This window comes from Pseudactinotalea suaedae (genome assembly GCF_009733815.1).
GTDB lineage: Bacteria > Actinomycetota > Actinomycetes > Actinomycetales > Beutenbergiaceae > Pseudactinotalea > Pseudactinotalea suaedae.
The window spans coordinates 301,947-318,820 of record NZ_WNXY01000008.1 but is presented as its reverse complement, the minus strand read 5'-3'; the positions used below and the strand labels follow the sequence as shown (position 1 = coordinate 318,820).

Here is a 16,874-nt window from a genome sequence, read left to right as displayed (position 1 = left end):
AACCAACGGCAGAGCAGGAACGGAGCGAGCATGGCGCAGCGAGACGCGGAGGCGACGAGGGCACGGATCCTCTCCGCCGCGGTCACGGAGTTCGCGGCGCACGGCTACTCCGGCGGCAGGATCGACCGCATCGCGAAGGATGCGCAGAGCAACGTGCGCATGATCTACGCCTACTTCGGCAACAAGAGCAGCCTCTTCGACGCCGCGCTCTCCGCCGCGATCGTTCGCATGGCGAACGAGGTCCCCCCGCAGCCGTCCGATCTACCGGCGTGGGTGGGCGAGCTGTTCGACTTCCATCAGCGCCAGCCGGAGGTGCTGCGTATCTGCCTCTGGGCGCAGCTTGAGCGACCGGAGGCTGCCTCGGAGCCGCTGGAGACGTACCTGGCGAAGGTAGAAGCGGTGCAGCAGCAGGCGTCACCGACCATCGGCGCCGTCGACCTCCTCGTCATCATCTATGCCGTCGCCCAGGCCTGGGAGCTTGCGCCGACCGGCCTCCTGGCCGCTGCCGGCAGTGTGGGCAGCGACACGAGGCGGGTAGCCGCGGTCGAAGCGATCACCCGGATCCTCGCCTGATCTCGACGCGGTCGTTGTGCGCGGCCCGGCGACCCGGGCGACGATGGTGATCTCTTGCGGGCGGCACCGCTCTACGGATGGGCAGCCCCTGGGACAGGTGCACGCCCGGGCACAGCGGGCCCGTGCGCACGGGCGCCAACCGTTCTGTGCTCACAGATCGCGGCTTGGCGCTGCGAGTGAGAGAGCATCGCTCCGGTGCGATGCTCACCTGCGCCCGAGCGGACTTGAGGCGACGGCCGTTTCACGTGAAACGGTGCACGCCGACTCGTCCGCACGGTCGGCTCCTGCCGGGTCGCTCGCAGCGTGTCCGCGGCCGCAGCCGACGGGGCAATCAGCGCGAGTGCACCCGTCGCAGCGCCGCCTCTCCGTGGCAAGCGGCCGTAGGCATCCACGATCGGAGCTCCTCCTTCACCTGTTCCGACCAGCCACGTCTCGTTCGGGTTCCACATTCGGCACGCATAGCAACGACTCCTGGCGGTGGCCACGGTGGCCCCTTCCACATGCCGCCTAGACTTCCGGCGTGGCAGCACGGTCGGGCATCAGCGCTCGCCTCGCGCACGACGACGAGCTGGAGCAGCTCGTCCGATTGCGGTGGCGATGGGAGCGCGAGGGCGGCTTCGCCAGCTCCGGCGAGGACGAGTTCGTTTCCTCCGCCATCGCGTGGGCCCAAGCGAACCGGGCGACACACCTTCCGCACGTCGCGGTCGACACCGGCATGACGGTGGTCGGCATGGCCTGGTTGGCGCTGACCCCACGCGTAGCGTCGGTGCGAAGCCTCGACCGATGGTCGGGCGACCTGCAGTCCTGCTACGTGGTGCCTGAGCTGAGGAACGCCGGGGTTGGCGGCCTCCTCGTCGACGCCGTGCTGGCCACCGCCAGAGCCCGCGGCGTCGAGCACGTGACGGTGCACGCATCTCCTGAATCAGCGCGCATGTACGAGCGCCACGGGTTCCGGACCAGTCAGAGACTGCTGTGGGCCGATGGGGCACTCTCCGAGAACTAGGTTCCCGTTTCACGTGAAACATCGCAGGTGCTCGCTCCCCGAAGATTGCGACGCGTGCGTTCCACGTGAAACACGATCCGCGCCTGGGCCCGGGGCCAGCCGCGTCGCATGCCCAGACCGCCGATCGGCTCGAGCCGCATGGAGCAACTGGTAGCAACCCGACACGCCACCGTCCGGAGCCGTGGGTCCTACGGGCTGAGCGGTTCAGCTGACGCCGCGATCCCCTCTCACACGCATGCGCTCGCGTTCCCGTGGCGGGTCGAGCTGCCCCGGGGCACACACGGCAAGCACATGCGGCTGCCTCAGGGGGGCGGACCACGGCGGACGCGGTGGAGCCGTGACGTCGGTGGAGCCGGTGACGGGGAGGCGGTGGCGGAGGTGGCGGTACCGGTGCTGGCGCCGGGAGTCCGTCCGAGGCGCAGATGTCGGTGCTGGCACGGGAGTCGGCGGGGGCGCGGGTGGCGGCGCCGCCGCGACTGCTGGCGCGGACGTCGGTGAGGGCGCGGGTGGCGGTACTGCCGCGACTGCTGGCATGGGAGTCGGCGGGGCCGCGGGTGGCGGTGTTGGCGCAACTGCTGCGCGGGCATCAGAGCTGGCTCGGGTGTCGTGCAGGCACGGATGCCGGTGCTCACGCGAGTGCTGGCGCGTGCGGGCGATCGCGCCGTGGTCGGTGCTCGGGCGGGTGCCGGTGCTGGTGCTGGTGCCGCTGACGCCAGACCCAGAAGCACCGCGCCGATTGCTCCACGGATGCGTCTGGTCCTGGTGACATGGGCCCGTAGTCATGGCAGGCATCGCTGCGCTCCACGCTCGCCGACCCAGCCGCAGCCCGCCGGCCGTTTCACGTGAAACATCTGTAGAGCATCTACCGCACCTTCTTCCTCCCAGGCAAGAGCGACGACCCGTCCGACAGCCGTCGACCGAACCCCCGGAAGCAGCCCGTCCGACAGGTCCACGCCCGCGGGCTCATCGGCAAGCGGGCGGAGGCAGCCAGGGCTTCGTGACCGTGGCGCTCCACACGTGGTCAGTGCAGCGCATGGCACACGTCCGGCCGCCTTCAGCGCCAGCGAACGCGTGCCCGGCAGGACACGCAGGCGGCATACGCCGCACGGCTGCGGCTCCGCACAGCCAGATGTTTCACGTGAAACATCACCCGGGGTCAGCCAGAAGGCGAACCCATGGGACCGCGCTCGGGGACCGCGCCACGGCCGCCAATGTCAGCCGTCCACGTGCTCAACGAACCGGTCAAGAGTCTCCTCGCCCTGATCGACACATACCGCGGCTCTGCGACGCCGCAGCAGCTCCAGGACGCCGCACGGACACCATCCACTCCCGGCTCACCATGGCCCGCCACGCTCTGCCGCTAGTCGCCTATTGATCTCACAGCGCCCGGACGCCCCACGCGACCATCTCGAGCGCGCCGTCGACGTCCCCCCAAGCCGCGGCCTCGGGCAGCCACAGGGCGATCGCCAGGCGACAACGCCCCCGCTCCGCTCTCGAGCCCCATCGCTCCACCGTACGAGAGCACGGTGTCACCATCACCGCGCCGGCGACGTCGCGGGCGACCTATCGCCCGCGCGCCCGCGCCACCTCATACACCAGGCCGAAGGAACCCATCACCGCGACACCGAGCTGGACGGATCTCCTCCGGTCCGCCGCGGCGGCCTCGCTGAGTCCGCGCCACGGTGCGCTCGCCAGGACCACGGCTCCACCGACCACATTCATCGCCGCCCAGACCAGGTTCAGGCCCGGGGATGAGTCCTCCCCGCCGAGTGGCGTCAGGCCGCGCCGACCGGCCACGCCAGTCACCGTGTGCGGTAGCGCGTTCACAAGCAACGCGCCCGCCAGGATGTCGCGTCTCATGCCGCCTCCCAAATATGATCGCCGTACACATAGGACCACGAGCAGGCTATATGAGCACCGTTCATGCAGCAACAAGCCGCCGCCGCGGCGCACCGCCCGCAGACCAGCGCCTGACCCGCCAGGCGGTGATCACCCGCGCCGCCGAGCTGATCGAGACCCACGGGCTGCCCGCATTCAGTCTTCGCGCGCTGGCAGCGGACCTCGACGTCCGTCCGAGCGCTCTCTACAACCATGTGTCCGGCCTCGACGCGCTGCTGTCCGCCGTGGTGGCCGACGCGATCGCCCACATCGAGCTGACCGACCGCCCGGGGCCCTGGCAGGAGTGGCTGCGTCACCTGGCGGTCGACATCCGCGCCTGGCTGCTCGCACGACCGAACACGGCCGGCCTCATCCTGGAACGCGCTGGCTCCACCCAGGCCGGCCCCGAGATCCTGAACCGGGTCACCGAGCGGTTGAGTGCCGCCGGCGTCGACCGGACCGTCGCGCACATGGCGTGGCACACCGTTCTCACCGTCGTCGTGGGAACCGTGCAGCAGGACCTCGCCAGGCGCGTCCACACCGACGGCACCTTCGAGGCCGTCCTGGACATCACGATCGACGGACTGGTCGTCACAGCGGGCCGCCCCATCGACCCAGACCTGCGCAAACTCGTGCGCAGCCACGGATTCAGCGACCGCTAGCTCCGCCGCAGCGCGGTGGGTTTCACGTGGAACACTCAGCCACGATCGCCGCGAGCGCGATGAAGCCCTCCACCTGCCAGGCCGAGCGGCCGACGAACAGACCGTTCACCCGTGGCACTGCCATCAGCGCGGCAGCGTTGTCCAACGACACCGATCCGCCGTAGAGCACAGGGCGAGCGGTGCCACCCAGGTCGGCGATCGCCGCGACCACGTCCACGATGTCGTCCGGCGACGCCGGCCGGCCGCCGCTCCCGATCGCCCACACCGGCTCGTAGGCCAGGAGGACCCGCGCAGTCTCCGGAACCCCCGCCAGCGCCGCCCGGACCTGCGACGACACCACCTCGACCGCCGCACCCGCTGCCCGCTGCTCGGCATCCTCGCCGACGCAGACCAGCGGCAGCACCCCGTGTCGCAACGCGGCGCGGACCTTGAGGTTCACGCGCTCGTCGGTCTCGCCGAAGTGCGCCCGCCGCTCCGAGTGCCCGATCTCCAGCAGCCGCGCGCCGGCATCCCACACCTGCGGCACCGAGATCTCACCCGTCCAGGCGCCCTCGTCCTCCCAGTGCGCGTCCTGCGCACCCACGAGCACCGGACCGCCGGGCGGCAGGATCTCCGCCACCGCGGCGATCGCCGTGGCCGGCGGGACCACGAACGGCTGCACGCCGCTCGGCCAGGAGACGTCCGCCAGCACCCGCGCGTACTCACGCGCCTGCGCCAGCGTCTTCGTCATCTTCCAGCTGGTGCCGATCCACGCGCTCGGGCCGGCATCGTCAGACACAGCGCTGTTCCGCTGCCTCCGCGAGCAGGTCGCCGCTGTCGTACGCCTCGATCGCTGCCACCTTCGGCCCGGAGCTGGAGCTCGGGTCGAACTCGTAGGTCAGCCACTCGGCCGCGAGCCGGCGTGCCAGCTCCAGCCCGACGACACGCTGCCCGAAGCACAGCACCTGCGCGTTGTTCGAGAGCACCGACCGCTCGACCGAGTACGAGTCGTGCGCCGTCACGGCACGCACGCCGTGCACCTTGTTCGCGGAGATGGCCACGCCGAGGCCGGTCCCGCACACCAGCAGCGCACGATCCGCCGTGCCGTCGGCCACCCGCTTGGCGGCCGCGACCGCGATGTGCGGGTAGTCGGTGGACCCCCCTGAGTCCACGCCGAGGTCGACGACCTCGGCCACGAGGTCCGATTCCTCCAGATCCGCCTTGAGCGCCGTCTTGTACTCGTATCCGGCGCTGTCCGCGCCGACGACGATCCTCAGTCCCATGGTCATGACTCCTTCGAGTGGAATGTTCTGCACACGAGCACGAACGAGATCGCACCCGGGTCGGCGTGGCCGACCGAGTGGTCGCCGTGCGTCTTCGCGCGCCCCTTCTTGGCCTGCAGCTCAGCGGTCGCGTCGGCCGCATCCGAGGCCACCTGCAGCGCAGCCGCCCACGCATCCTCGAGCGGCTCGCCCGCCGAGACCTTCTCCGTGAGCGTCTCGGCGAACGGGGTCGCCGCGTCCATCATCGTCTTGTCGCCGAGCTCGGCCTTGCCCATCTCCTTCATGGCCCCGACGGCGGAGCTCACCGCCTCGGCGATGTCGCCGGGGGTGGGTGCGTCCGTGTCGCCGAGCCGCTCGCCGGCGGCCACGAGCGCGGCGCCCCACAGCGCGCCGGACGTGCCCCCAGCGCTCTCGGCCCAGGCCTCGCCGACCTCGCGCAGCAGCGTCCCGAGCCCGACGCCGGCACCGACCGCCTCGTGGCCCCGGTCGGCAGCACCGACCACGCCGAGCACCATGCCCTGCCCGTGGTCGCCGTCACCGGCCACCGCGTCCAGCGCACCCAGCTCGGCCTCGTGGTCCTTGAGCACTCCGACCACGTCGTCGAGAAGCCCGAGCGCCGTCGCGGCCGCTGCCTGGGACGCCTCCGAGCCGGTCGAGCGCTCGGCGACCACCTGCGCGGGCAGCGCGGCCCGCCTCGGCGGGGCCGCCGTCGTCGAGGCGAACGAGCCCCGCCGGAACGCGGGGGTGTCGACCGGCGCGCGCCACAGCTGCTCGAGCTCGTCGTCCAGCAGGGTCGCGGTGACGGACAGCCCGGCCATGTCCAGGCTGGTGACGTGCTCGCCGACCTCGGGCTCCACCAGGGTGAAGCCTTCCGCCTCGAACCGCTCGGCCACCCGCGCGAACACCACGAACTGCTCCTCGTAGGTGGTCGATCCGAGCCCGTTGACGAGGATCGCCACCCGCGAGCCGCGGTCCTCCGGGAACGCGGCCAGCAGCCGGTCCACCAGGTCGTCGGCCACGTCCTGCGCCGAGCCCAGCGGCACCTCGCTCAGGCCCGGCTCGCCGTGGATGCCCAGACCGATCGCCAGAGCACCCTCCGCGACCTCGAACAGCGGCGCGTCGGCGCCCGGGAGCGTGCACCCGGACATCGCAACGCCGATCGTGAAGGTGCGGTCGTTGGCGTGCTTGGTCACCCGCTCGACGTCGTCGAGCGACCACCCCTGCGCCGCAGCCGCCCCGGCGATCTTGAACACCGGCAGGTCACCGGCGATGCCGCGCCGCTCGGCGTGCGTGTCCGAGGAGGCGATGTCGTCGGTCACGGTGAGGATCCGCGCCTCGATGCCCTCCTTCGCGAGCATCTCGATCGCACGGCTGAACTGCAGCACGTCACCGGCGTAGTTGCCGAACCCGAACAGCACCCCGCCGCCGGCGTGTGCCGCCCGCGCCACCGACGCCGCCTGCGACGCCGAGGGGGAGGCGAAGATGTTCCCGCACACCGCCCCGTGCGCCATGCCCTCACCGATCCAGCCGGCGAACGCGGGGTAGTGGCCGGAGCCGCCTCCCAGCACCAGGGCGACCTCGCCCTGCGGGGTCTCGGTGGCCCGCACGGCGCCACCGTGCACCGCCATCACCCGGTCCGCATGCGCCCGCACGAACCCCGCGAGGACATCGGCGGCGAACTTCTTCGGGTCGTTCACGAGGTGCGTCATGATGCAGGAGCCTCCAGCTTGGCGCGCAGGATGCGGCGGATGTAGTCGCGGTTCGTGGCCGAGACGCTGAGCCCGTCTCCACCGTAGTGCTCGACGCACATCGGGCCGTCGAAACCGGCCTCGAGAGCCATCCCGATCGCCTCGCGGTAATTGATGAAGCCGCTCTCGAGCGGCGCGGGCGCCGAGAAGTACGCCCCGGTCGCGGGGTCGTGGTCACGCAGGTAGTTCTTGAGCTGCCAGTAGTTGGTGTGCGGGAGCATCACCTCGAGCATCGTCCGCCAGTCCTCGACCGGCCGGTGCAGGCGCACGATGTTGCCGATGTCGGGGCACAGCCCGACGTTGGCGAGCCCGATGTCGGTCTTGAGCCGCACCGAGCTCTCCGACGTCCCGAGGTAGGTCCCCTCGTACATCTCGAGCGAGATCTCGACGCCGGCTCGCGCCGCCTCCTCGCCGATCTTCTGGAAGCCCTCGACGGCGGCCGCCCAGACCGCGGGGTCGTCCGGGTCCTCCTCGCCCTGGGCGAGCCAGAACCAGTGCGCCTCCTGCTGCGCCTGCGTGAGCGGCTGGTGGAGCCCGAGGCAGACGAGCTCGACGCCCAGCTCGCCGGCGGCGCGCACGACGTCGAGCGCGAACTGCAGGTTGGCGGCGGCGCGCTCCGGGTCGGCGTCGATGATGCTGCGCCGTGCCAGCGGCACGGCGCTGATCCGGAGCCCGTACTCGTCCAGGGTGCGCAGCAACGCGGCGCGGCCCTCGGCGTCGAGATCCGAGATCCGGATGTGGGAGGTGAACAGGTCGATCTCGGTGAAGCCGGCCGCGGCGACCTCGTGGAACGCCGGCCGCCAGGCCTCGGGCCCCACGGCGGTCACGTCACGGCCGTCGCGCGTGGTGCCCGCCAGCTGGGGCAGCCCTACACCGATCGGCCAGGTGTCGGCGGTGCGCTGGTTCATGCGGGGCTCTCCTCGGTGTCGGGGGCGGACGGGGTGCTGCCGGGCATCGGGCCGAGGTCGGCGAGCAGCCGGCTCATGCCCGTGTACGCCCGTGCGCGCCAGGCGGCGATCTCCTCGAGCGTCTCGGGCGGGTAGTCGCGGAACAGGCCCTGGCCGTTCTTCATGCCGTAGCGACCCGCGGCCACGGCCTCGGTGAGCACGGCCGGCGCCGAGAACCGCGGCCCCAGCTCGGCCTCGAGCAGCCCGTAGCACTTGTCGTAGATGTCGAGGCCGGCCATGTCGAGCATCGTGATCGGGGGGATGAACGGCATCCGGAACCCGAGCGTGGTGCGTAGCACGGTGTCGACGTCCTCAGCGGTGGCGTGGCCCTCGCTGACCAGCAGCAGCGCCTCGCGCACCAGCGCGAACTGCAGCCGGTTGAGCACGAACCCGGGTGCATCGCCCACCACGGCACCCACCCAGTCGGCTTGCGCGAGCAGCGTCTTGACCAGCGGCAGCACCGCGCGGTCCGTGTCTTCGCCGACCACGAGCTCGACCCCGGGCACGAGGTGCGCGGGGTTGCTCCAGTGCACGACGAGGAACCGCTCCGGGCGCTCGACGGCGTCCGCCATCCGGCGCACCGGGATCGTGGAGGTGTTGGACCCGATGATCGCGTCGGGACGGGCGACGGCGGAGATCCGGGCGAGCACGTCGCGCTTGATCTCGAGCACCTCCGGCACGACCTCCTCGATGAAGTCGGCGTCGCGCACCGCGTCCTCGAGCGTGGCCGCGGCGCTCAGGTTGGCCTCGACCACCTCGGTGGTCCCGGGAGGCAGCAGACCGGCCTGGACGTCGCGCGCCACGTCGGCCAGCGCACGGAGGCGACCCGCCTCGGCCAGCTCGAGGGTGGCGTCGGTGAGGGTCACGGTGATCCCCGCGCCTGCCAGCCGCTGCGCGATCCCGGTGCCCATGTAGCCGGCGCCGACGACGGCGACCCGCTCGATCTTCTCGATCATCCGTTGTGCTCTCTCTTCGGTGGGTGAGCCTGAACTCATCTGACGAGTTGGCACGAGCCTAGCGCGGCACGGCGGCGAGAGCCAGGGGTCCGGGCCGGAATCGACGACGTCGCAGTCGGAACCGCCACGGCCGGATGGTCCATATCGGCGCTGCACGGCGCGATCGGCGATCGTCCCGCGCCGGGCGCGCTCGACCCGACCCCGGCCGCCCCACCTGCGCGTCGACTCATCAGCACAGTTCGGCGCCCGCTTCTGGCACGATGAGGACATGGCGACGACCCCGGCTGACCCGGACCGGCCCGAGCGCACGCAGCCGCGCACCGCCTCGGACGCCGTGGTGGCGCACCTGGAGGAGCTGATCTTCGACGGCAGCTACGCCGCGGGCGACTCGCTGCCCTCCGAGGCCGAGCTCGCGATACAGCTCAAGGTCAGCCGGCTGACGGTGCGGGAAGGCGTGCGCTCGCTGGCGGCCCGCGGTCTGGTCGAGGTCAGCCACGGTCGCCGCCCGGTCGTCACGGCGACCAACGCGACCCAGCTGCGTGACTTCTTCTCCTCGTCGGTCCGCCGTGACGCCGGCGGCCTGCTGGAGCTCCTCGAGGTGCGTCTGGCCATCGAGGTGCACGCCGCCGAGCTCGCGGCGCGCAACGCCACACCGCCGCAGATCGACAGCCTCGCCGCCGATCTGCAGGCGATGACCGACGCCACCGACGAGGAGACCTTCACGGCCGCCGACATGCGGTTCCATCACGGCATCACCGAGGCGAGCGGCAACCGCATGATCAGCCTCCTCGTCGAGGGCATGGCCGACCCGCTGCGGGTCGGTCGGCTCAAGAGCCTGCACGGATACCTGCAGGGAACGCCGGATCTCGGGGATCTCCTCGACGAGCACCGGCTGATCCTGGAGAAGATCACCGCGCGTGATGCCGCCGGTGCTGCCCGTGCGATGCGCAAGCACCTCGCCACCACCCGCCGTGATCTCCTCAGGTCCTTCGGCTGAACCCCGCCCCGTCGGGGCTAGTGCATGTACATCCCGCCGTCGACGTTGAGCGTGTGCCCGGTGATGTAGCCGGACTCCTCACCCAGCAGGAAGGTGATGGCGGCCGCGATGTCATCGACCGTCCCCACCCGACCGACCAGCAGATCGGCCGCCATGATGGCCTTGCGCTCCTCGGTGAGGGTGCCGCCCATGATGTCGGTGTCGATCGGACCCGGCGCGATCGCGTTGACCGTGATGCCGTGCGGACCCAGCTCGCGCGCCAGCGCCCGGGTCAACCCGATCACACCGGCCTTCGCCACCGAGTACGGCGTCTTGGAGTACGTCCCGCCACCCCGTTGCGCCGACACCGAGGAGATCGAGACGATCCGCCCCACGGCCGCACGCACCATCGCCTCCGCGGCGCACCGCGTCACGTGATGGACACCGTCGAGGTTGACCCGCATCACCCGCTCCCACTCGCCCTCGGGCAGCTCAAGGTAGGGCGTGGGCGAGCTGACACCGGCCACGTTGGCCAGCCCGACGATCGGCGGCAGCCGCCTCCCGAGCTCCTCCACGGCCACCCGCACCGCTGCCGCGTCCGCCACGTCGACGCCCAGGCCCAGGGCCTCGACCCCGTGCTCGGACGCCAGCGCCGCGGCCAGAGCCGCCACCTCGTCGCCGTCGATGTCGAGCAACCCGAGCGACCATCCCTCACGGGCCAGCCGAGCAGCCGCCGCCCGCCCGATGCCGCGCAACGACGCGGCACCGGTCACGATCGCGGTGCGCTCTCCAGGAAATGTGCCCATCCGCCGTCCTCCGCCTTCTCGATCCGTCAGTACGTGTAGTCGGTGCCGCGCTGCCAGTCGGCGAACTCCCAGTCCGCCCGGCTGACGTCGACCCCGTCGGCGACCGCTTCGTCGATCGCGGTGTCCAGTGCTGCGGAGAAGGCGTCGCTGAGCTTGACCAGCTCGGCCCGGACGTCGCTGATGTCGCCGCCCAGGTACCCCTGGACGATCGCGCCGAGATCGGTCGACGGCGGGGTCTGGCGTGCCTGGACCTCGGTCACCTCGATCTTGCGCACCTGGGGCTGCGGGGCGCGGAAGACGCGCTTCTTGAAGTCCTCCACCAACCAGGCGTAGGGCTCGATGACGTCCGCCTCGGCGACGATGTCCAGGTTCAGCGGGGGCTGGTCCATCGCGGCCGCGAGCGCCGCCTGGTAGTCGTCCTGCGTGAAGGTCTCGATGATCTGGCTGGCGATCTCGGCGTCGGCGGTCGACCCCGAGACGAACCAGGTGGGCGCCGGCGCGCCACGGGTGATCACGAGCTCCTCGCCGTCGGGCGTGAGCTCACCCGAGGTGGCCATCCGCTCCACGTGCTCGGCGTTCAGCGCACGGACGCCACCGGGCGACCACGGCCCGTCGATGAAGAACCCGATCTCGCCGGCGGCCCAGCGGCCACGCGCGTCGGGGACCTGGAAGGAGTTGGTCCCGGGCAGCAGCCAGCCGTTGTCCGAGATCTCCTTGAGGAGCTCGATCGCGTTGAGGTAGCTGTCGTGGTGGTACTCGTACTCACCGGTGTCGTACCGCAGACCCTGCCATCCCGGGAACCCGCCCGCCTGCGCGAGGTCGTCGACCTGGTCGCGCGTGCGGCCGGCGGCGCCGAGGGCGAGGGTCATCGGGGAGTACGTGCCGTCGTCAGCGATGAGCTTGAGTGCCGCCAGCAGCTCGTCGTAGCTCTTCGGACCCTCGAACCCGATCTCCTCGGCGATCACCGAGTTGAACCAGGTGCACCCCCAGTACTGCCGGTCGGAGAGCGCGGGCAGCCCGTAGATCTGGCCGTCGAGCCGGGTGATGCCGTCGGTGAACGCGTCCTCGGGGAGCCGCGCGAGCGCCTCGTCCGAGAGCGTGATCGGGCTCAGCCAGCCGGCCTCGACCAGCGCGGGCAGCGGCAGCCCCACCACGTTGGAGTAGATGTCCGGCAGCGAGTTCGCCTGGTTGGCGAGCTGCAGCGCCTCGGTGGCCTTGCCGGGCTCGTTGTAGGTGTACTCGATGGTGATCCCCAGGCGCTCGGCCTCGTCGGCGGCCCACTGGGTGTGCAGGTCCTGCAGGCCACCGAAGTGGTCCCACCAGGTGAAGGTGCCGCCCTCACCGCCTCCGCCGCCACCGCCGCCACCGGTGCCACCGGGGTTCGGCGGTGCGCTCTCGCCGCCGCAGGCGGCGAGCAAGCCGGTCAGTCCGACCATTCCGACGCCGCCCATGAAGTGGCGGCGGTTGATACGCGTCATCTCGATCTCCTCGTTGAGTTCCGGGTGGGTGATGGGGGACGGGGCTGTCAGGACTTGACGGCGCCGGCGATGCCTTCGACGAAGTAGCGCTGCATGAAGGCGTAGAGCACGACGATCGGCAGCATGGAGATGACCCCAGCTGCGGCCATGCCGGGCCAGTCGGTGGAGTTCTCGCCCACGAACGCCTGCATGCCCACGCTCACGGTGCGCAGTGCCGGGTTGCTGAAGGAGAACACCAGGGGCAGGAAGAACGCGTTCCACGTGAACAGGAACGTCAGGATCGCCACCGTGGCCGTGACCGGCATCGACAGCGGCAGCATGATCCGGAAGAAGGTGCGGAAGAATCCCGCGCCGTCCACGATCGCTGCTTCCTCGAGCTCAGCCGGCATGCCGCGGAAGTACCCGGCGTAGATGAGGATCGATGCCACGTTGGCACCGCCGGCCAGCGCCAGGATCATGCCGCTGTGCTGGTCGAGCAGACCGAGCTCGAGCGAGAGCTTGACGATCGGGATGATCGTGTACCCGGTGGGCACGAACAGCGTGGCCACCAGGATCGCGATGATGACCCGGGAGCCGGGGAACTTGTAGCGCCCGAGCACGTAGCCGGCCAGCGCGCAGCGGGCCACCACGATGACCACGGTCGCGACCGTGACGATCACCGTGTTGAGGACGTAGACCTTGAAGTTGCCGTCCTCCCAGGCCCGGGCGTAGTTCTCCCACTGCAGGATCTCCGGGATCAGGCTGAGCCCGCCCGAGAACACCTCGCCGGAGGTCTTCAGCGACGCCGAGGCCATCCACAGGAACGGGTACACCCAGACGAACGCGATCAGGAGCAGCACCAGGGCCAGCAGCCACCAGCTCGCACGCCGCGACACCCGGGCGCGGGGACGCTGCGTCGTCGTGGCGCTCATATCCTCGCCGCCGACCGTCGGGAGGCCACCGTGGCCCACGCCTGGAGCATGACCACGACCAGCACCAGCAGCCCGAACAGGACCGCTGCCGCCGACGCGTGCCCCAGCTGGGGGATCGAGGCGGCGAAGGCGAACCGGTAGATGTAGATCTCCACGATCTCGGTGCTGAAGAACGGGCCACCGGCGGTCATCGTCTGCATCAGGTCGAAGGCGTGGAAGCAGTCCTCGACCGTGAGCACCGAGATGATCAGCAGGAACGGGATCAGCATCGGCAGCGTGATGTACCGGAACACGCCGAACGGTCCCGCGCCGTCGATCCGCGCTGCCTCGTACAGATCCTTGGGGATGGTCTGCAGCGCGGCCAACCAGTAGATCAGCGTGATGCCGAAGAACTTCCAGACATAGACGATGCCCGCCGTCCACAACGCCGTCGACGACGAACCGAGCAGGTCCACCGGGCCGGCACCGAACAGGCTCAGCACCCCGGCGACCGGGCCGCTGGCCGGGTCGAAGATGAAGCGCATCACCACGCCGACGATCGCCGTCGTGGTCACGACCGGGATGAAGTACACGGTGCGGAAGAACCCGGTGAACGGCAGCCTCGGGGAGTTGAGCAGGATCGCCAGCGCGAACGCGCCGAACACCCGCAGCGGCGCCACGATCAGCATGAAGACGAGCGTGACCTTGACCGAGTTCCAGAACTGCGGGTCGGCGAAGACCTTCTCGTAGTTGTCCAGCCCCACGAACTGCTGGTCGGCCGTGAAACCGTTCCACCGCACCAGCGAGTACCAGTAGCTGGCGACCATCGGGTAGAGCGTGTACATGCCGTACAGCACGAACGTGGGCAGCAGGAACACGTAGATCCACAGGTTCCTGCGGCGCTCCCGGGCGCGCTGCCCGGGACGTTGCTCGGCACGGCGGGAACGGGCGCGGCCGGTCTTACCCACGGCCTTCCCGGTCGCCGCGTCGGCGATCAAGGATGGACTCGCCATCGAGCTTCCTCCTCGGTCTGGGGTCAGCGGATCTGGGACAGGGCGAACGTGCGAGGGTCGTTGCCGAGCCGCTCGCCGGTCTCGAGAAAGTCGATCGCGCGCAGCTCCTCGGCACCGAGGTCGAGCCCGCCGAGGTCAGCGTTGCTGACCATCCGCTCGCGGGAGGTGGTCTTGGGGATGACCACGCGACCCTGCTGCACGTGCCAGGCCAGCACCACCTGCGCGGGGGTCACCTCGTGCGCCGTGGCGATCTCGCGGACCACCGAGCTCTCGAGAGCGGCACCCTGACCCAGCGGTGAGTAGGCCTCGACGACGATCTCTCGCCGCTCGCACTCGGCGATCACCTCGCGCTGCTGGAACGCCGGGTGGACCTCGATCTGGTTGACGGCGGGGAGGTGCGTCGCGAACGACGCCAGCTCCTGCAGGTGCTCCACCAGGAAGTTGGAGACCCCGATCGCTCGCACGCGCGAGGACTCGAGCAGCGTCTCGAGCGCACGCCAGCTGTCCTGCCAGAGCCCGGCTGCCGGGTTCGGCCAGTGGATCAGGTACAGGTCGAGCGCGTCGACGCCCAGTCGTTCGAGGGTGTCGTCATAGGCCCGCAGCGTGGCGTCGTACCCCTGGTCCCCGTTGCGGAGCTTGCTGGTGACGAACACCTCCTCACGGGGCACGCCGGCGGCGCGCAGCCCCGCCCCGACCCCGGACTCGTTGACGTAGGCCGCGGCGGTGTCGACGTGGCGGTAGCCCACCGCCAACGCCTCCTCCACCACCTGCTGCGCCTGCTCCGGCGGCACCTGGAACACCCCGAGCCCGACCTGCGGGATCTCGGCGCCACCCCGCAGGGTCACGGTGGTCTCCAGACGGGTCATCAGGCCGGCTCCACCGTGAGCAACGACACCGCGGGCAGCGGCAGGTCGACGGTCAGCTCGAGCGTGCCGCCGGTCACCGAGACCCGCTGCTCGGCCTCGAGCTCCTCGAGCCCCTGACGCGCCTTGATCTCGGCCAGCTGCTCCTCGGTGGGGAGCTGCGGCGACCCGAGCGAGGCCCAGACCGTGTGGGCGTTGCTGTGGTCGGCATCGATCCGGTGGTGGCGCAGCACGTGCTCGCCGTCGGTGAGCCCGGTGATCGAGACCGTCACCACGGCGGACTCCTCGTCCACCTGGTACTGGTCGTCGGTGTGGCGCCAGACGAGCACGGAGACGGCGCCCTCCTCGGACCGGGACGCCAGCACGTCGACCTCCTCCGGCATGCTCGCGCCCGTGGCGATCGCGTCGTCGAGCGCGCTCACGGGGTGCGCCGCGTCCGAGGTGGCCTCGATGCGGTTCGGGCCCAGGTGGGCCAGCGCCCGGTAGGCGTTGAGCAGCGGCTTCTCGATACCGCCGGCGGTGAGGAAGGCGCGCGTGCCCTCGAAGTACCGCTCGCCCTCGAAGTACCAGCTCCACGAGGTGGCCTGCTCGATCTGCACGGTCTCGGCCTCGTTGAGGTCGAGCAGCTTCTTCATCAGCTTCACCTGGAACACCGGGTAGTACTCGGTGTTCTGGAAGGCGAAGTTCGCGTTGTCGTAGAACCCGTAGTGCGCGGGCACGCCGGCGTCGCACTCGTCGACCAGCGCCGGCAGGTCGTGGTACTCGGGGAACTCCTCGACCACACGCAGCAGCCGGCGCACCTCGAAGAGCATCTTGTGCGTGGAGGGGTTCTGCTTCTCCGAGGGACCGCCGCCGGTGGGGCCGTACTCGCGCCACGGCGTGAACGCCGAGCCCTTGGTGTGGAACGAGACGAAGTCGATCGGGTCGCCGTGGGCGAGCGTGTGCGCCAGGAAGCCGCGCATGAAGTCCACGCCGGCACCGGTCACCGCCGGCCCGCCCACCTTGGCGTCGGGGATCACCGAACGCACCGCGCGCGCCGTCACCGAGTAGAGCTCGTAGAACTGCTCCGGGGTGCCGCGCCAGTAGAAGATGTCCGGCTCGTTCCACAGCTCCCACTGCCACGTCTGCACCTCGTCGAGCCCGTAGCGCTCGACGGAGTGCTGGACGAGCGCGGCCACCAGACCGCCCCAGCGCTCGTAGTCCTTCGGCGGGTACGACCACGCTCCGTGCTCGTACGCCGAGTAGGTCGTGGGGCTGGAGGGCACCGTGTACTCGTCGGCCTCCTCGGGCAGCAGCGCCCGCGGCGTGAAGGCCAGCTCCACGAGCACGTGGTGACCCGCCTCGACGATCGCGTCGTACACCTGGTCGACGATCGTGAAGTCGTAGTACGGGTTGCCGTCGGCGTCCTCGTGGTAGACGTTCCCGTTGCCCCAGTGCGGGACCCCGAAGCCGTTCCCGGAGCAGAACACGTAGTGCGGCCGCACGTGGTAGCCGGTGTCGGTGAGCTCGCCGAAGGAGCGCAGCAGCGCCCGTCCGGTCGCGGTGTAGGTCCAGTTGATCTCGTCGAAGCCGACGCTCTCCCACAGCCGCGCGAGCGGGCCGCGATCAGCACCGGCGTCCACGCTCACGCGTGCGGTGCGGACATGGGGGGCGCTGGGATCGCTCGGAGCCGAGCGCGGGAACGCCGACTTCCTGTCGTTCGCGATGCCGGGGTTGACGGACGTGGACGAAGTCACGTTCGGCCTCTCCTTCGAGGTGTCTGGGCACGGGGTGCCGATGTGAGCGTTAACTTTCCACGTCGCTTGCAGATTGTCAACAG

Annotated in this window: 17 protein-coding genes; 4 read left to right on the top strand and 13 right to left on the bottom strand. The window is 70.5% G+C overall.

Going from position 1 to position 16,874, the window contains the following annotated elements:
• The first annotated feature begins 30 nt into the window (after positions 1–30).
• Together GPA04_RS14730 and GPA04_RS14725 are read left to right on the top strand one after the other, a co-directional pair.
• A complete protein-coding gene (locus GPA04_RS14730) occupies positions 31–573 on the top strand; it encodes a TetR/AcrR family transcriptional regulator (protein WP_156224928.1) in 543 nt (180 codons plus the stop codon).
• Positions 574–1,093: 520 nt separating this feature from the next.
• Positions 1,094–1,576 (top strand): GNAT family N-acetyltransferase, encoded by a 483-nt coding sequence (locus GPA04_RS14725; RefSeq protein WP_206674237.1) that lies wholly within the window; start codon positions 1,094–1,096, stop codon positions 1,574–1,576.
• Between the two features lie 1,377 nt (positions 1,577–2,953).
• Here the strand turns inward: GPA04_RS14725 and GPA04_RS21445 are convergent.
• Both GPA04_RS21445 and GPA04_RS21035 read right to left on the bottom strand, forming a co-directional pair.
• Entirely contained in the window at positions 2,954–3,088 is a 135-nt protein-coding gene (locus GPA04_RS21445; protein ID WP_277754315.1) for a hypothetical protein, read from the bottom strand.
• A 51-nt stretch (positions 3,089–3,139) separates the two neighbouring features.
• Positions 3,140–3,436 carry a hypothetical protein gene (locus tag GPA04_RS21035; protein WP_162458625.1) on the bottom strand — a complete coding sequence of 99 codons (297 nt, stop codon included), beginning with the start codon at positions 3,434–3,436 and terminating at the stop codon, positions 3,140–3,142.
• A gap of 50 nt (positions 3,437–3,486) precedes the next feature.
• Between GPA04_RS21035 and GPA04_RS14720 the strand changes: the two genes are divergently transcribed.
• Positions 3,487–4,116, top strand: a complete 630-nt coding sequence (locus tag GPA04_RS14720) for a TetR/AcrR family transcriptional regulator (RefSeq protein WP_162458624.1) — start codon at positions 3,487–3,489, stop codon at positions 4,114–4,116.
• A 22-nt stretch (positions 4,117–4,138) separates the two neighbouring features.
• On the opposite strand, the gene GPA04_RS14715 is transcribed toward GPA04_RS14720, so the two are convergent.
• The 5 genes from GPA04_RS14715 to GPA04_RS14695 are packed head-to-tail and all read right to left on the bottom strand — an operon-like array spanning position 4,139 to position 9,029.
• Positions 4,139–4,894, bottom strand: coding sequence for a triose-phosphate isomerase (locus tag GPA04_RS14715; protein WP_277754314.1), 756 nt, complete (start codon positions 4,892–4,894; stop codon positions 4,139–4,141).
• Positions 4,887–5,384 (bottom strand): ribose-5-phosphate isomerase, encoded by a 498-nt coding sequence (locus GPA04_RS14710; protein WP_277754313.1) that lies wholly within the window; start codon positions 5,382–5,384, stop codon positions 4,887–4,889. Before GPA04_RS14710 ends, GPA04_RS14715 begins: the two co-directional genes overlap by 8 nt.
• Entirely contained in the window at positions 5,381–7,087 is a 1,707-nt protein-coding gene (locus tag GPA04_RS14705; protein WP_156224925.1) for a dihydroxyacetone kinase family protein, read from the bottom strand. The genes GPA04_RS14710 and GPA04_RS14705 overlap by 4 nt, the downstream gene beginning before the upstream one ends.
• Entirely contained in the window at positions 7,084–8,034 is a 951-nt protein-coding gene (locus GPA04_RS14700) for a sugar phosphate isomerase/epimerase family protein (RefSeq protein WP_156224924.1), read from the bottom strand. The genes GPA04_RS14705 and GPA04_RS14700 overlap by 4 nt, the downstream gene beginning before the upstream one ends.
• Positions 8,031–9,029 carry a 3-hydroxyacyl-CoA dehydrogenase family protein gene (locus GPA04_RS14695; RefSeq protein ID WP_156224923.1) on the bottom strand — a complete coding sequence of 333 codons (999 nt, stop codon included), beginning with the start codon at positions 9,027–9,029 and terminating at the stop codon, positions 8,031–8,033. Before GPA04_RS14695 ends, GPA04_RS14700 begins: the two co-directional genes overlap by 4 nt.
• A 268-nt stretch (positions 9,030–9,297) precedes the next feature.
• On the opposite strand from GPA04_RS14695, the gene GPA04_RS14690 reads away from it, so the two are divergent.
• Positions 9,298–10,026: a FadR/GntR family transcriptional regulator gene (locus tag GPA04_RS14690; RefSeq protein ID WP_156224922.1), complete on the top strand. Its 729-nt coding sequence runs from the start codon at positions 9,298–9,300 to the stop codon at positions 10,024–10,026.
• Positions 10,027–10,043: 17 nt separating this feature from the next.
• On the opposite strand, the gene GPA04_RS14685 is transcribed toward GPA04_RS14690, so the two are convergent.
• Genes GPA04_RS14685 through GPA04_RS14660 form a run of 6 tightly spaced genes read right to left on the bottom strand, consistent with a single transcriptional unit; the run spans position 10,044 to position 16,791 of the window.
• A complete protein-coding gene (locus GPA04_RS14685; RefSeq protein ID WP_156224921.1) occupies positions 10,044–10,811 on the bottom strand; it encodes an SDR family NAD(P)-dependent oxidoreductase in 768 nt (255 codons plus the stop codon).
• A 26-nt stretch (positions 10,812–10,837) separates the two neighbouring features.
• Positions 10,838–12,289 carry an ABC transporter substrate-binding protein gene (locus tag GPA04_RS14680; protein WP_156224920.1) on the bottom strand — a complete coding sequence of 484 codons (1,452 nt, stop codon included), beginning with the start codon at positions 12,287–12,289 and terminating at the stop codon, positions 10,838–10,840.
• A gap of 47 nt (positions 12,290–12,336) precedes the next feature.
• Entirely contained in the window at positions 12,337–13,200 is an 864-nt protein-coding gene (locus tag GPA04_RS14675; RefSeq protein WP_156224919.1) for a carbohydrate ABC transporter permease, read from the bottom strand.
• The gene (locus GPA04_RS14670) at positions 13,197–14,192 is read right to left on the bottom strand and encodes a carbohydrate ABC transporter permease (RefSeq protein ID WP_156224918.1); all 996 of its coding nucleotides are present in this window, start codon (positions 14,190–14,192) and stop codon (positions 13,197–13,199) included. Before GPA04_RS14670 ends, GPA04_RS14675 begins: the two co-directional genes overlap by 4 nt.
• Positions 14,193–14,215: 23 nt before the next feature.
• Positions 14,216–15,058: an aldo/keto reductase gene (locus GPA04_RS14665; RefSeq protein ID WP_156224917.1), complete on the bottom strand. Its 843-nt coding sequence runs from the start codon at positions 15,056–15,058 to the stop codon at positions 14,216–14,218.
• On the bottom strand, positions 15,058–16,791 hold the full coding sequence (locus tag GPA04_RS14660) for a GH39 family glycosyl hydrolase (RefSeq protein WP_241680821.1): 1,734 nt from the start codon (positions 16,789–16,791) through the stop codon (positions 15,058–15,060). The genes GPA04_RS14665 and GPA04_RS14660 overlap by 1 nt, the downstream gene beginning before the upstream one ends.
• Positions 16,792–16,874: the final 83 nt, after the last annotated feature.

Excerpts from the sequence above, each read along its gene's own strand:
- GPA04_RS14730 (WP_156224928.1), top strand. The coding sequence starts at position 31 with ATGGCGCAGCGAGACGCGGAGGCGACGAGGGCACGGATCCTCTCCGCC.
- GPA04_RS21035 (WP_162458625.1), bottom strand. The coding sequence starts at position 3,436 with ATGAGACGCGACATCCTGGCGGGCGCGTTGCTTGTGAACGCGCTACCG.
- GPA04_RS14720 (WP_162458624.1), top strand. The coding sequence starts at position 3,487 with ATGAGCACCGTTCATGCAGCAACAAGCCGCCGCCGCGGCGCACCGCCC.
- GPA04_RS14710 (WP_277754313.1), bottom strand. The coding sequence starts at position 5,384 with ATGACCATGGGACTGAGGATCGTCGTCGGCGCGGACAGCGCCGGATAC.
- GPA04_RS14705 (WP_156224925.1), bottom strand. The coding sequence starts at position 7,087 with ATGACGCACCTCGTGAACGACCCGAAGAAGTTCGCCGCCGATGTCCTC.
- GPA04_RS14700 (WP_156224924.1), bottom strand. The coding sequence starts at position 8,034 with ATGAACCAGCGCACCGCCGACACCTGGCCGATCGGTGTAGGGCTGCCC.
- GPA04_RS14695 (WP_156224923.1), bottom strand. The coding sequence starts at position 9,029 with ATGATCGAGAAGATCGAGCGGGTCGCCGTCGTCGGCGCCGGCTACATG.
- GPA04_RS14690 (WP_156224922.1), top strand. The coding sequence starts at position 9,298 with ATGGCGACGACCCCGGCTGACCCGGACCGGCCCGAGCGCACGCAGCCG.
- GPA04_RS14685 (WP_156224921.1), bottom strand. The coding sequence starts at position 10,811 with ATGGGCACATTTCCTGGAGAGCGCACCGCGATCGTGACCGGTGCCGCG.
- GPA04_RS14680 (WP_156224920.1), bottom strand. The coding sequence starts at position 12,289 with ATGACGCGTATCAACCGCCGCCACTTCATGGGCGGCGTCGGAATGGTC.
- GPA04_RS14675 (WP_156224919.1), bottom strand. The coding sequence starts at position 13,200 with ATGAGCGCCACGACGACGCAGCGTCCCCGCGCCCGGGTGTCGCGGCGT.
- GPA04_RS14670 (WP_156224918.1), bottom strand. The coding sequence starts at position 14,192 with ATGGCGAGTCCATCCTTGATCGCCGACGCGGCGACCGGGAAGGCCGTG.
- GPA04_RS14665 (WP_156224917.1), bottom strand. The coding sequence starts at position 15,058 with ATGACCCGTCTGGAGACCACCGTGACCCTGCGGGGTGGCGCCGAGATC.